Here is a 13,214-nt window from a genome sequence, read left to right on the forward strand (position 1 = left end):
ATCATGCGATGGAATAGCCGCCGTCCACCGGGAGTAGCGCTCCATTGATATAACGCGCGGCAGGTGAGATCAGAAAACCAATCACCTCCGCGATTTCTTCAGGCTCCGCCCAGCGTCCAAGCGGAATACGTGCTGTGATAGCTGGCTCGCGCGATGGATCGTTTTTAGCGCCTGCTCCCATCCGCGTGTTTACCCACCCCGGAGCAATGGCGTTGCAGCGTATTCCCTCACGCCCCCAAGCGACGGCAAGGGAACGCGTCAGTGCAACGATGCCGCCCTTGGATGCGGCATAAGCGGGCGCGTTGGCCGAACCGAACCAACTCCACATGGATGCGATGTTGACGATACTGCCTTTTGCGGCCAGCAACTTTTCCCGCGCTGCGGTCGCTGCTGCCAGAGAGGCGGTGAGATTGACCTCAAGCACCTTATGGAATTCAGCTGCCTGCCATTCGCGCGCCTGCCGAATGATACCAGCGCAATTGATGAGCGCATCAATTCGTTCGGCACTGTTCATCAACCGGTCAAGATCATCGGTATTGGTCACATCCGTTTGGATGAACTCAAGCCCATCGGGCAGGGGCTCTTCCTTGTCCATGCCGCCAGCGATCACCCGCCAGCCCTGCGACAGCAGAAATCTGCTTGTGGCCAGGCCGATACCAGTGCCGCCGCCTGTGATGACTGCCGTTTTCATGCCATTTGACCTTTGCGAATGAAGGATTCCGCGACTTCGCGAATACCGGCCCCATCAAGCTTATAATGTGCGTAAAGATGCGTCGGCGGCGCGATCAACGCGTATTCGTCATAAATGCCATGGCGCTTCAGGCGCACGCCCTTGCCCTCGTCGGCAATCACTTCTGCCACAGCTGAGCCGAGGCCCCCGAGCACATTGTGTTCTTCCACCGTCATGATGCAGCGGGATCGTTCTGCTGCTTCAAGAACGGCATCGCGGTCCAGCGGCTTGATCGAAGCCATGTCGATGACACCGACCGAATGACCAGCAGCGTTGAGTGCGACTGCTGCTTCCAGCGCAGCATGAACGGTAATGCCGCAGGCGATGATTGTCAGTTCGTCCCCGAGAGAGTGAATATTCGCCTTGCCGAACTGGAAATTCGCGCCGTCACTATAAACCACCGGATCGCGACCGCGCCCGATGCGGAAATAGATCGGCTGATCCCAATCGGCTGAAGCTCGGATTGCGGCTTCCAGCTGGGCCCCATCGGACGGCGAAACCACGGCCAGATCGGCGATGGAACGCATCGTTCCGATATCTTCCGTCGCATGATGCGAGGTGCCGTAGAAGCCCAGCGAAATACCCGTATGATGGCCGACCAGCCGCACCGGCTGCGCGGAATAGGCGACATCCATGCGGATTTGTTCGCAGGTCAGAAGTCCGAGAAAGGATGCGAAAGTCGCCACGAAGGGCGTAACGCCGCAGGTGGCGATCCCTGCTGCGACAGAGACCATGTTCTGCTCGGAGATGCCGAACGAAATATATCGGTCGGGATGAGCAGCGGCAAAGCGATTCAAACCATTGGAATATTGAAGGTCGGCGGAGCCGGCGACCACATTATGCCCCGCTTCGGCGAGTTGCATCAGGCCATTTGAAAGGTGGTCGAGGCCGGGATTGACCATATTCAGGCCGCGATACTGCCAGGAATTAGGGGATTTTGGGCTGCTCATATCAGATTACCTTCGATTTGATTTCGGCGACGGCGGCGTCTGCGTCCTCGGTGTCCAGCCAGCCCAAATGCCAGCCCGGTTCGGTTTCCATGTAGGAAACGCCTTTGCCTTTCACTGTTTTGGAAATCACCACGACGGGGCGCTCGCGGGTGTCGTCTGCGCGCAAGCGGCGCAACAATTCCGTGACAGCGGTCACGTCATGACCGTCGACTTCATGGACTTCCCAACCAAAAGCCGACCATTTCTGGTCAAGCGGCTCGATGTTCATCACGTCGTCCACTTTGCCGTCGAGCTGGTAGCCGTTGCGATCGACAATGGCGATAAGATTGCTCATCCGGTTCTGGGCTGCAAAGAGTGCCGCCTCCCAGACCTGACCTTCCTGCATTTCGCCATCGCCCATCATGCAGAAGACCTTGTAGGATTTGCCGGTCCAGCGCTGCGCGAGGGCGATGCCGATAGCATTCGATAGCGCGTGACCGATAGAGCCGGACGAAAAGTCCACGCCTGGAACCTTGCGCATGTCCGGGTGATCGCCGAGCGGACTGCCGAGCCGCGTGTAATCATCGAGCCATTCTTTGGGGAAAAAGCCGAGATCCGCATAAATCGGAAACAGGCCAACGGCTGCGTGGCCCTTGCCAATCGTGAACCGGTCGCGTTCGTCCCAATGCGGCTCGCCATGACGCAGGTTCATCACGTCGTAATAAAGCGCTGCGAAGGCTTCTGCCGCCGAGAAGACAGAGGTGTAGTGCCCGGTCTTTGCAATATCGATCAGTCGGATGGTTTCCAGTCGAATGAATTGCGCGCGCTCGCGCAGAAATGAAACCGTTTTCTCATCGGGCATATAGCTGTTCGCGCCGGGCGATGCTCCAGCGGATGGCATTCCGACGGGCGATGGCAGGGTCATATTCTTCTCCATGGGTGGCATATGCGCCGCAAGGGCCAATCCTGAAAGCGGGCGTCATGTTTGCGTCAAGGCGGCTCCTTCCGACCAGACGAAAATATGTATATTGACTCTTGGAGGATACATCAAGCATCATATATGATATGCAATCGCAAAAAATTCGACGGGGTGGGCATTCGCTCGAAACGTCGGGGAGGAACGCAAATGATAATTTTTGGATCACCATCGCGCTATGTGCAGGGTGCAGGCGCTCTGAAAGAGCTTGGTCCCGAACTTGTTCGACTGGGCGGAGATGCAGTTCTGGTCGCCGACCCCGTGCTGTGGGAACAGTACGGAGACATGATCGAGCAATCGTTTCGCAACCAGCAGATCACAGTCGCGGTATTGATGTTCGGCGGTGATTGCACCGAGGCCGAAATCATCAGGTTACATGATGCGCTCGCCGGCGTGCCTTCTGTCGTTGTGGCAGCTGGCGGTGGCAAATGCATCGATGCGGGCAAAGCCTTGGCGCATCGCTTGAACGCCAAAGTCGTAACAGTGCCAAGCATCGCATCGACGGATGCGCCGACCTCGCACAATTATGTCTTGTATGACGATGCCCATCGCATGGTGGGCGTCAGCAAACTCCCGCGTAATCCCGAGCTTGTTCTGGCCGATACGGCGGTTATCGCGAAAGCTCCGAAGCAATTTTTCCTGGCTGGAATAGGCGACGCGATCGGGAAAATTCATGAAGTACGATGCTGCGCCAATGCGCAGGGCAAGAACATTTTCGGTGGCAGTTCCGCCTGGACAGCTGTGGTTCTGGCCGAAGCGTGTCACGCAATATTGCTGGAACATGCCGAGGCCGCACTCGCCGCATTAGACAGGAAAACACCGACGCCCGCGCTGGAGCGCGTCGTGGAAGCGACAATCCTGATGAGTGGCCTTGCTTTTGAAAGCGGGGGCTTGTCTGTCGCGCATTCGATGACGCGTGGGCTGACCGCAGTATCGCCTTTCGCGGAAAAAATGCATGGCCTTCAGGTTGCCTATGCAAATGTCGTTCAGATGCACGCCCAAGGGGCGCAGACGCCTGAAATCGATGCCTTTGTTGCCTTTTCCCGTCGTGTTGGCCTGCCAGCCACCTTGATCGAACTCGGTGGACGCGCTGCGGCTGACGACGAGATCGGAGAAATCGTCAGCAGAACGATGACTGCGCCGCATATCGGCCATCTGCCGCGTCCGTTGGATGCGGATGGGCTTGAGGCGTCAATACGGTGGGTCGAGTCCCGTTATACGGCAGCCTGAGAGAGCAATGGACATGCCTGCTCCCCATAAAGCCGCACAGGACGTGGCGAGAGTATCAGTCTTTCACATGTGCCAACAGTCCGGCGCCACCGCCTTCAATATCCATGTTCAGCGCTTCATAGGCGGCGTCGGGATCTCTGGCGCGGATGGCTTTCACAATGCGCACATGCGGATGCGGATCCCAGTTCAGCGGTACGCCGCCGTCATAGAGATGAGAGAGCAGGGGCCCGCAGCGGACCCAAAGATTGGATACCATTTCATGCGTGACCGGCAGGCCCGCAATCTCACAAAGTTTCAGGTGAAATTTGGTGTTCAGCCCGATGGCGGCAGGAAAGTCATCGGCATCCTGGGCTGCACTCAGCTTATTATGAATAGCCTCAAGCGCATCGACTGCCTCTGGGCTGGCATTGAGCGCGGCTTCACGCGCAGCGTTTCCTTCGAGAAAACCGCGCACTTTACGAACTTCAATCAGCGTCGCACGGGTGAGGTGAGGCACGGAGATACGGCCACGTCCATCGATCTCAAGCGCATGTTCGGCGACAAGCCGAAACAGCGCTTCGCGCATCGGCGTGGCGCTGATTCCGAAGCTTCTGGAGATGGGACGCAACGGCAGGTCTTCGCCCGGCTTGAGTCGGCCCTCCATAAGTGCCTCACGCAGATTGGTATAGGCAAGCTCGCTAAGGTTTTGTCTTTGAATGGGTTTTATCCATTCGGTCGCTGTAGCTTCTACCATTCATCACCCCTTTGATCGGCAATCTTGCGGTTCTCAATTGACTCAGTGTTATAACATGTGGCTTATAACATATATAGACGTGGCGCGATACGGTTGAGGAGCCGGTGCGCCGGAGGAGGATTTAATGCTAGCCTTGCGCAAGCGTCTACCCGCTCCGGGTGCTGAGTTGGTAGAATGCGATCGAATTGAGGCCCTCTCCACTGGAGAGATTGCCGTTAAAGTTCATGCTGCGGGCATCTGCGGCAGCGATCTCCATGCGCATGCGTGGGAGCCTTCTTACGGCTTCATGGAATCTTTTCTGCCGCTTACCCTTGGACATGAATTTACGGGGATCGTGACTGGCCTCGGCGCTGGCGTGAGCCAGATTGCTATCGGCGATGCCGTTGTGTGCTGTCCAACCGTTGCTTGCGGAAAATGCAAATCCTGCCGCAATAGCCTTCCGGGCAGTTGTGAAACGCGCCGCGTGATTGGTCTCCATCGGGATGGTGGCTTCGCGGAGGAGGTGCGTATCCCCGCTAAAAATGCGCTGTTGCTGCCCAATGCAATGCCGCTGGACGTGGCCGCACTTACAGAACCACTGGCGGTATCGATCAATGCCGTCAATGTCGGCGAAGTCCTGTCTGGAGATCGAGTGCTGGTATTGGGACCCGGCCCGATCGGTATGGGCGTCGCGATTGTCGCCAAAGCGCGCGGCGCGAAGGTGATGGTTGCTGGCTATGATGATGATGCACGCCTCGAGCTGGCGCGCGCCATGGGCATCGAAGCTTGTGTGGACCTGAAGCATGTGAATTTGGCGGATGCTGTGACGAGCCACTTCGAGGGCGGGCTCGATATCGTTTTCGAAGCAACCGGGCGCGCTGAAAGCGTGGCTTCCGGATTGACCCAGCTTCGTTCTGGCGGCGTTCTGGTGGTTGTCGGTATCCATGCCGAACCACTTACTCTTGATCTCAATGTGCTGGTGCGCGGCAAAAAGCAATTGCGCGGCAGCCACGACGCCACACCGGAAGCCTTCGCTGAAGCCGTTGAGCGTCTCGCTGCGGAGCCTGAGCTTTATACCCGCATGATCACCCATCGTTTGCCTTTGGCTGACGCCGAAGAAGGATTTGCGCTCGCCCGAAAGCGGGCCGCGCTCAAAGTGATGCTGTTTCCCGAAGGAAATCCCAATGTCTGATATGACGACGCTTTCCGTTATAGCTGCCCGTCCGGGTGGCCCTGAAGTTCTCGAACTTGTTGCGCGTGAGTTGCCCGCCCTGAAGCCCGGCGAAATGCGCGTACAAGTGCATGCGGCAGGCGTCAATCGGCCCGATGCCATGCAGCGTGCCGGTAACTATCCACCACCGCCCGGTGTGACTGACGTTTTGGGGCTGGAACTGTCGGGCGTGGTCCTTGAGACGGCGAATGACGTCACGCGTTTCCGCGTGGGTGACCGCATCATGGCGCTGGTGGCCGGTGGCGCTTATGCTGAAGAAGCCGTGGTGCAGGCGGATGTCTGCCTACCGGTGCCAGCCGGTCTGTCGATGATTGAGGCGGCAGGTATTCCCGAAACCTACTTCACGGTTTGGAGCAACCTTTTCCAGCGTGCTCGCCTCCAGCCCGGCGAAACGGTGCTCCTGCATGGCGGCACGTCCGGTATCGGCGTGACCGCGACATTGCTGGCCAAGGCCATCGGCGCACGCATGATCACCACATGCGGTTCGGACGACAAGTGCCGTGCATCCGAAGCTCTGGGCGCGGTGGCCTCAATCAATTATCGCACAACCGATTTCGTTGAGGCCGGTCGGGCATTGACTGAGGGGCGTGGACCAGAAGTGATCGTCGATATGGTCGGGGGCAGCTACATGCAGCGCAATCTGCAATTGGTAGCCGAAGACGGACGCATTGCGCAAATCGCCTTCCAGCAAGGATCGCAGGCCCAGATGGACATGGGACCTTTGCTCTTCAAGCGCCTCACGCTGAGCGGTTCGACGCTCCGCGCGCGCCCGTTAGCGATGAAGGCGGCATTGACCCGCGCGGTGGAGACCGAGGTCTTGCCGTTGATCCTCGACAAGGGGGCTCGTCCCGTCATCGATTCCGTATTCAACCTTGCCGATGTGCGTGAAGCCCATGCCCATCTCGAAGCCTCAGCGCATACCGGCAAGATTGTTCTTAAAACGACCGCCTGCGGCGAGGAGTAAGCGCAGATGCTAGATGTTCAACGACGTTCCAATCGTACCGGCGCTCATATCTTGGCAGGCGCGTTGCAGCGCCACGGTGTTACCCGTGTCTTCGGACAGTCGATCCCTTCAGCGTTCTTTCTTGCCGCGCCTGATTTCGGCATTACGCAGGTCGGCTACCGTACGGAAAATGCGGGTGCGGCCATGGCCGATGCTTATGCCCGCGTCTCTGGGCAAGTTGCGGTCGTAACCGCACAGAACGGTCCGGCAGCAACCTTGCTGGTTCCGGGCCTCGCCGAAGCACTCAAGGCTTCTATTCCGGTTGTGGCAATTGTTCAGGATGTCCATCGCCAGTTTACCGACAAGAACGCTTTTCAGGAGCTGGATCATCTGGCGCTCTTTGACGGAGCAGCCAAATGGGTTCGTCGCGTCAGCGAGATTTCGCGTATCGAAGACTATGTCGATATGGCCTTTACGGCTGCGACGACCGGTCGTGCAGGCCCGGCTGTTCTTCTGGTTCCGCTCGATGTTCTCGATGAACTGGACGACGGTGCATTAAAGACTGCACGTCAGGCTTCTCTTGGCCATTACCCTCTTGATCCGGTTGCGCCAGATCCGGCACGTGTCAGCGAAGCTGCGGCGCTGCTTGCGTCCGCACGTCACCCTTTGGTTATTGCTGGCGGCGGCGTGCACAGTGCGCGCGGCTATGAAGCTCTGTCTGCGCTGCAGGCTCTCGGTTTCCCTGTCGCGACCACGGTGATGGGCAAGGGTGCAATCGACGAAACCAATCCGCTTTCGCTTGGCGTGGTGGGCTATTTCATGGGGCCTGGCGCGCGTGCGGGTCAGCTCGCGCCGATGGTGCAGGACGCAGATGTCATATTGCTGGTCGGCAATCGCACCAATCAGAACGGCACCGACAGCTGGCAGCTTTATCCGAAAGACGCGCGCTATATCCAGATCGATATTGATGGCACAGAGGTTGGCCGCAACTACGAGGCACTGCGCCTTGTCGGCGATGCGCGTCTTGGGCTGGAAGCCCTTGTTGCAGCGCTGAAGCTGCAGGACCTGTCTGTTCGCGAGGCGCAGCGCCCGGCCACTGAGACACGCATTCGCGATGGCTTGAAGGATGGCGCAAAACTGCGCGAGACCAAGGCGGGTTCGGATGCGACACCACTGCGGCCCGAACGGATTGTCGCGGAAATCGACCGTCTGCTTACGCCCGATTCCATTGTCGTGGCGGACGCGTCCTATTCCTCGATCTGGGTTGCCGATGGTGTGACCATCCGCTCCGGCGGACAACGGGTCATCACGCCACGGGGCCTGGCCGGTTTGGGCTGGGGACTACCGTTTGCGCTGGGCGCAAAGGCAGCTCGCCCGCAGTCGCCGGTTATTTGCCTGACGGGCGACGGTGGTTTCGCGCATGTCTGGGCCGAGATCGAAACCTCCAAGCGGATGAACCTGCCAGTCGTGGTTGTTGTGCTCAACAATCAGATTCTGGGTTACCAGAAACATGCGGAACTCAGCCTCTTTGGTGCATATACCGATGTCGTGCATTTCCAGCCGGTCGACCATGCGGCAATTGCGCAAGCCTGCGGTGTCAATGGCATCCGGGTAGAGCGCGCTGATCAACTTGCCGCTGCACTTGAGACGGCTCTTCGCTCCAATGTTCTGACTGTCATTGATGTCGTCACCGACGAACGCGCTTACCCGCCAGTCACCAGTTTCACCGGAAAACAAGCACTCGACTATTAATTCTTCAGGGAGAGAGAGAATGAAACTATCCAAACTGCTTATGAGTGCGTCGCTCGGCATCGCACTTTCCTCGACCGCGCTGTCTGCGGCTTTCGCCGATGTGAAGATCGGTTCACTCTATCCGATCAGCGGCCCTCTCGCTCTTCTGGGCGAAGAAAGCGCGCGTGGTCTTGAGCTTGCCGTTGAGGAAGTCAACGCAGCTGGTGGCATCAAGGGCGAAAAGATTGTGCTGGAGCGCGGTGATGCTGTTGATAACAACCAGGCCACTGGCGAAGCGCGCCGCCTGATTTCGCTTTCAGGCGTCAAGGCTATCTTCGGCACCTATTCGTCGGCTCGCGTTATTGCCGCTTCGCAGGTCAGCGAACTTGCAGGCGTTCCTTATTTTGAACTCGGCGCCGTTGCCGATGAAGTGACGGGACGTGGCCTGCAATATCTGTTCCGCACCAATCCGACCGCTGAAAACATGGGTAAGGATTCGGTCGATATGCTGGTCAAGAGCATCGCGCCGGGTCTCGGCAAGGATGCGAAGGATCTGAAGATCGGCATCATTTACGAAGATTCGTCTTACGGCACCTCGGTTGCGGGCCATCAGGAAGCAAACTCCAAGGCTGCCGGTCTGAATGTCGTGCTGAAGTCGGGTTACCCGTCCAATACTGTCGACATGTCCTCTCTGGTTCTGGAACTGCGTGAAAAGGGCGTCGATGTTGTCATGCAGACCTCCTATCAGAACGACTCTGTTCTATTTCTTCAGCAGGCCAATGAGACGGGCTACAAGCCGCTGGCCGTTATCGGTGGCGGTGGCGGTTATTCCATGCAGCCGACCGCCGATGCAGTGGGGCATGACGTGATCGAAGGCGTTTACGACGTCGACTTCACGCAATATGCGGTCAATACCGAGGCGACGCCGGGCCTGACCAAGTTTGTTGAGGCTTACAAGGCCAAGTATGGTTCGGAACCGCGTTCGGGTCATTCGCTCAACAACTACGTCGGTGCGAAGGCAGTCTTCCAGGCGCTCAATGCGGGCGAAGGTCTTGAACCGGACCAGATCGTCAGTGCGGCCAAGGCACTGGATATTCCCGATGGTCAGACGGCTGCTGGCTACGGCGTGAAGTTCGGCAAGAATAACCAGAACGAGCGTGCCAGCATGATGGGCATGCAGTGGCAGGACGGCAAGCTCGTCACTGTCTATCCGGAAAATGCCGCCGTCGCGAAGATGCGCTTTAACAAATGATCGTGCAAGGGCGACCACAGGTGCTGAACCTGTGATCGCCCCCGCTCGTGGAGCATGCTATGACGACCTTTCTACAAATCCTATTGAACGGCCTCATGCTTGGTGGACTGTTCGCAATTGTCGCCATCGGCCTGACGCTGATTTTCGGCATCGTCAAAGTCGTGAACTTTGCCCATGGGGAATTCCTCATGGCAGGCATGTTCGTGACTTGGATGATCACAACGAGGCTGGGACTCCATCCCTATGCCGCAGTGATCATTGTTGTACCCATGATGTTTCTATTGGGTGCGTTGACCCAGAGGCTGCTGATACAGCCGCTGATGTCGGCCGAGGACGACCATGTCCAGATTTTCGCCACCGTCGGTCTCTCCACGGCAATGATCAATCTCGCGCTGCTGATTTTCGGCGCGGACATCGCCAACACACCCAATTTCGGCCTGCGTGCACCAATCGAGATCGGTTCCTTACGCATTTTGACGGGGCAGGTTTACATTTTCCTGGCGGCCATAGCGCTGGTGATCGTTCTGCAACTGTTTCTCAAGAAAAGTCAGACCGGTCGCGCCATTCGCGCCGTCGCCCAGCATCGCGTCGCTGCTGAGTTGATGGGTGTCAATGTATCACGCATCTACATTCTCAGTTTCGGCCTGGGGGCAGCCTGTGTCGGCTTCGCTGCTGTGTTGATTGCGCCCCTTTATCCGACCTCATCCAACATCGGCACCTATTTCGTGCTGACGGCCTTTGTGGTTGTCGTGCTCGGCGGTCTTGGTTCAATTCCGGGTGCGTTTTTCGGCGCGCTGATTATCGGCGTTATCGATGCGATGTCGGGTTACTACATCGGTTCCGATCTGCGGGAGGCCGTCGTATTCGGCATATTCCTGCTGATCCTCATTCTCAAGCCATCCGGCCTGTTCGGCAAGCGGCTTAGCCTTTCGCACCTGTCCTGAGGAAAATTCATGAGCATCAGTGAAACTCTAAGCGGGACTGGCACGAAAAAAACCAGATTGGGCTGGGGCCCAATCGCCTTCTTCGGCGTTCTGGCCCTGCTGCTGCTTCTGCCGCTGGCGATCAACAACGCCTTCGTCTCGCATATCTTCATCACGATCTGCCTGTTTGCCGCGCTGTCCACCGCATGGAATCTCGTCGGCGGCTTCGCCGGTCAGATGTCGCTCGGCCATGCCGTCTTCTATGGTATCGGCGGCTATACGGGCGTAATCCTGTTCAATCTGGGGATCAGCCCCTGGTTCAGCATGTTTGTGGGCGCGCTGATTGCAGCGCTGGTCGGCATGCTGATTTCCTATCCGTGTTTCCGTCTCAAGGGTCCGTTCTATTCTCTGGCCTCTATCGCGTTTCTTGAAGTGTTCCGCGTGCTTTCCCTGCATTTCGGTTCGCTGACAGGCGGTGCAACAGGTCTGATGATCGAACTGCGTCTCGGCTGGACATGGATGGTGTTCCGCGAACGCTGGCCGTCACTGCTGATCGTCTTCGGCATGCTTCTGGTAACGCTGCTCGTTACCTGGGCCGTGCGCCGTTCGCGTCTGGGCTTTTACCTTGTCGCAACCCGTGAGCGTGAATCTGCCGCGCGTGCGGCAGGTGTTCGTACCGTTCGTGTACGCCTGATTGCAGTTGCGATCTCGTCGGCTCTTTGCGCGATGCTCGGTACATTCCATGCAATGTATCTGACCTTCATCGAACCGGCGGCCATGTTCTCGCTCGCCTTCTCGATCCAGATTGCCATGTTCGCCCTTATCGGCGGTCTTGGCACTGTCGCAGGTCCGCTGCTTGGCGCAGCGCTTCTGGTGCCAATCACTGAATGGGCGCGTGCGTCGCTCGGTGCTTCTGCGCTCGGACTGCACGGCTTCGTCTATGGTCTGGTGTTGATCCTTGTCGTTCTCTTCATGCCGAATGGCATCATGGGCGCGCTCAAGCGTTTCACCCGCAAACCGACAGCGACTGACAGCAAGGATGCAGCGCCTGCGACCGAAACGGGACCCATCATCGCGCCCGCAACCGCAACTGCAGCGCCGTCTCCCGACCGTTCCGGCATCGGACAGGACATTCTGCGCGTCGAAAACCTCAACAAGCATTTCGGTGGCCTTCATGTTACGCGCAATGTCAGCTTCACATTGCGTGAAGGCGAGGTTCTTGGTCTGATCGGCCCGAATGGCGCAGGCAAAACCACGCTCTTCAATATGATTTCCGGCTTCATGAGCCCGGATGAGGGCAAGGTGAGTATGCGGGGTCCCGATGGCGAGTTCCATACGCCCAACAATCCCGCCGATTTTGCAGCGCTTGGTCTTGGCCGTACGTTCCAGATTGTCCAGCCCTTTGCGGCGATGACCGTTGAGGAAAACATCATGGTCGGCGCGTTCTATCGTCATCATGAAGAAAAAGACGCCCGCGAAGCGGCCCGCCAGACTGCTTGGCGTATGGGACTTGGCCCGTTGCTTAACGCAGAAGCGCGTGGCCTGACGATCGGTGGTTTGAAACGACTGGAAGTCGCCCGCGTCATGGCAATGGAACCGCGCGTTCTTCTGCTGGACGAAGTGATGGCTGGCATCAATCAGACCGACGTGCGTCGCGCCATTGATCTGATGTTGTCCATCCGCGACTCCGGCGTTTCGATCATCGCAATCGAACACGTGATGCAGGCTGTCATGTCGTTGTCGGATCGGGTGATCGTTCTTGCCTCGGGCGAGGTCATCGCACAGGGACGTCCGCAGGATGTCGTGCGCGATCCTCAAGTTGTGGAAGCCTATCTGGGCAAGGAGTTTGCACATGCTCACGCTTGAACATGTTGATGCCGGTTACGGCCCGACCACCATCCTGCAAGATGTCAGCCTTGATGTGAAGGAAGGTGAGATTGTAACGATTGTCGGCGCGAATGGCGCCGGCAAGACGACGACGCTGCGCACAATCGTCGGCCAGATCCAACCCCGCGCTGGCAAGATTACTTTCATGGGCGAGGATATAACGCGGCTACCGGCGCATGAGGTTGTGGATCGTGGCATCATTCTCGTGCCGGAAGGGCGTCAGCTTTTTCCTGATATGACGGTGCGCGAAAATCTCCAGATGGGAACCTATCGCAAGGCTGCCCGCGCCTCGCAGCAAAGCCGTCTGGAGGAAGTTCTGGAACTTTTCCCCCGTGTTCAGGAGCGTCTGGACCAGACCGCGTCGTCGCTTTCCGGCGGCGAGCAGCAAATGGTGGCTATTGCGCGCGGCATGATGGCAAATCCGCGCATCTTGATGTTCGACGAACCATCGCTCGGACTGGCGCCGATTGTCGTGTCGCAGGTTTTCGATGTGGTGCGCCAGATCGCGGCGACAGGAACCACCGTGCTGATTGTCGAACAAAACGTCTTCACGACGCTGAAAGTCGCGAATCGCGGTTACGTGCTCGAAAACGGACAGGTGGTTCTGGCCGATAGCTCGGAAGCACTTCTGAATAACGATCACGTTCGTCGCGCTTATCTTGGAATCTAA

Annotated in this window: 12 protein-coding genes; 8 read left to right on the plus strand and 4 right to left on the minus strand. The window is 57.9% G+C overall.

The features are described 5' to 3' along the window. Position 1 precedes the first annotated feature (1 nt). Genes D8666_RS09960 through D8666_RS09970 form a run of 3 tightly spaced genes read right to left on the minus strand, consistent with a single transcriptional unit; the run spans position 2 to position 2,584 of the window. Positions 2-691 (minus strand): SDR family NAD(P)-dependent oxidoreductase, encoded by a 690-nt coding sequence (locus D8666_RS09960; RefSeq protein ID WP_121537571.1) that lies wholly within the window; start codon positions 689-691, stop codon positions 2-4. Beyond that, positions 688-1,680, minus strand: coding sequence for a transketolase family protein (locus D8666_RS09965; RefSeq protein ID WP_121537573.1), 993 nt, complete (start codon positions 1,678-1,680; stop codon positions 688-690). The genes D8666_RS09960 and D8666_RS09965 overlap by 4 nt, the downstream gene beginning before the upstream one ends. A 1-nt stretch (position 1,681) precedes the next feature. Beyond that, positions 1,682-2,584: a transketolase gene (locus D8666_RS09970; RefSeq protein ID WP_328589813.1), complete on the minus strand. Its 903-nt coding sequence runs from the start codon at positions 2,582-2,584 to the stop codon at positions 1,682-1,684. Positions 2,585-2,785: 201 nt separating this feature from the next. On the opposite strand from D8666_RS09970, the gene D8666_RS09975 reads away from it, so the two are divergent. Continuing rightward, the gene (locus D8666_RS09975) at positions 2,786-3,865 is read left to right on the plus strand and encodes a glycerol dehydrogenase (protein WP_167836058.1); all 1,080 of its coding nucleotides are present in this window, start codon (positions 2,786-2,788) and stop codon (positions 3,863-3,865) included. Between the two features lie 55 nt (positions 3,866-3,920). On the opposite strand, the gene D8666_RS09980 is transcribed toward D8666_RS09975, so the two are convergent. After that, positions 3,921-4,598: a GntR family transcriptional regulator gene (locus tag D8666_RS09980; protein ID WP_121537577.1), complete on the minus strand. Its 678-nt coding sequence runs from the start codon at positions 4,596-4,598 to the stop codon at positions 3,921-3,923. A 124-nt stretch (positions 4,599-4,722) separates the two neighbouring features. Here D8666_RS09980 and D8666_RS09985 point away from each other — a divergent pair, with 124 nt between their 5' ends. The 7 genes from D8666_RS09985 to D8666_RS10015 are packed head-to-tail and all read left to right on the plus strand — an operon-like array spanning position 4,723 to position 13,214. Further along, positions 4,723-5,769, plus strand: coding sequence for a zinc-dependent alcohol dehydrogenase (locus D8666_RS09985; protein WP_121537579.1), 1,047 nt, complete (start codon positions 4,723-4,725; stop codon positions 5,767-5,769). Next, a complete protein-coding gene (locus D8666_RS09990) occupies positions 5,762-6,772 on the plus strand; it encodes an NAD(P)H-quinone oxidoreductase (RefSeq protein ID WP_121537581.1) in 1,011 nt (336 codons plus the stop codon). The genes D8666_RS09985 and D8666_RS09990 overlap by 8 nt, the downstream gene beginning before the upstream one ends. Positions 6,773-6,778: 6 nt before the next feature. After that, positions 6,779-8,503, plus strand: a complete 1,725-nt coding sequence (locus D8666_RS09995; protein ID WP_121537583.1) for an acetolactate synthase catalytic subunit — start codon at positions 6,779-6,781, stop codon at positions 8,501-8,503. A gap of 19 nt (positions 8,504-8,522) precedes the next feature. After that, entirely contained in the window at positions 8,523-9,734 is a 1,212-nt protein-coding gene (locus D8666_RS10000; RefSeq protein WP_109366210.1) for an ABC transporter substrate-binding protein, read from the plus strand. Positions 9,735-9,793: 59 nt separating this feature from the next. Next, positions 9,794-10,678, plus strand: coding sequence for a branched-chain amino acid ABC transporter permease (locus tag D8666_RS10005; RefSeq protein ID WP_121537585.1), 885 nt, complete (start codon positions 9,794-9,796; stop codon positions 10,676-10,678). Between the two features lie 9 nt (positions 10,679-10,687). Next, positions 10,688-12,523: a branched-chain amino acid ABC transporter ATP-binding protein/permease gene (locus D8666_RS10010; RefSeq protein ID WP_121537587.1), complete on the plus strand. Its 1,836-nt coding sequence runs from the start codon at positions 10,688-10,690 to the stop codon at positions 12,521-12,523. Then, positions 12,510-13,214, plus strand: a complete 705-nt coding sequence (locus tag D8666_RS10015) for an ABC transporter ATP-binding protein (protein ID WP_121537589.1) — start codon at positions 12,510-12,512, stop codon at positions 13,212-13,214. Before D8666_RS10010 ends, D8666_RS10015 begins: the two co-directional genes overlap by 14 nt.

This window comes from Ochrobactrum soli (genome assembly GCF_003664555.1).
Lineage (GTDB): Bacteria > Pseudomonadota > Alphaproteobacteria > Rhizobiales > Rhizobiaceae > Brucella > Brucella teleogrylli.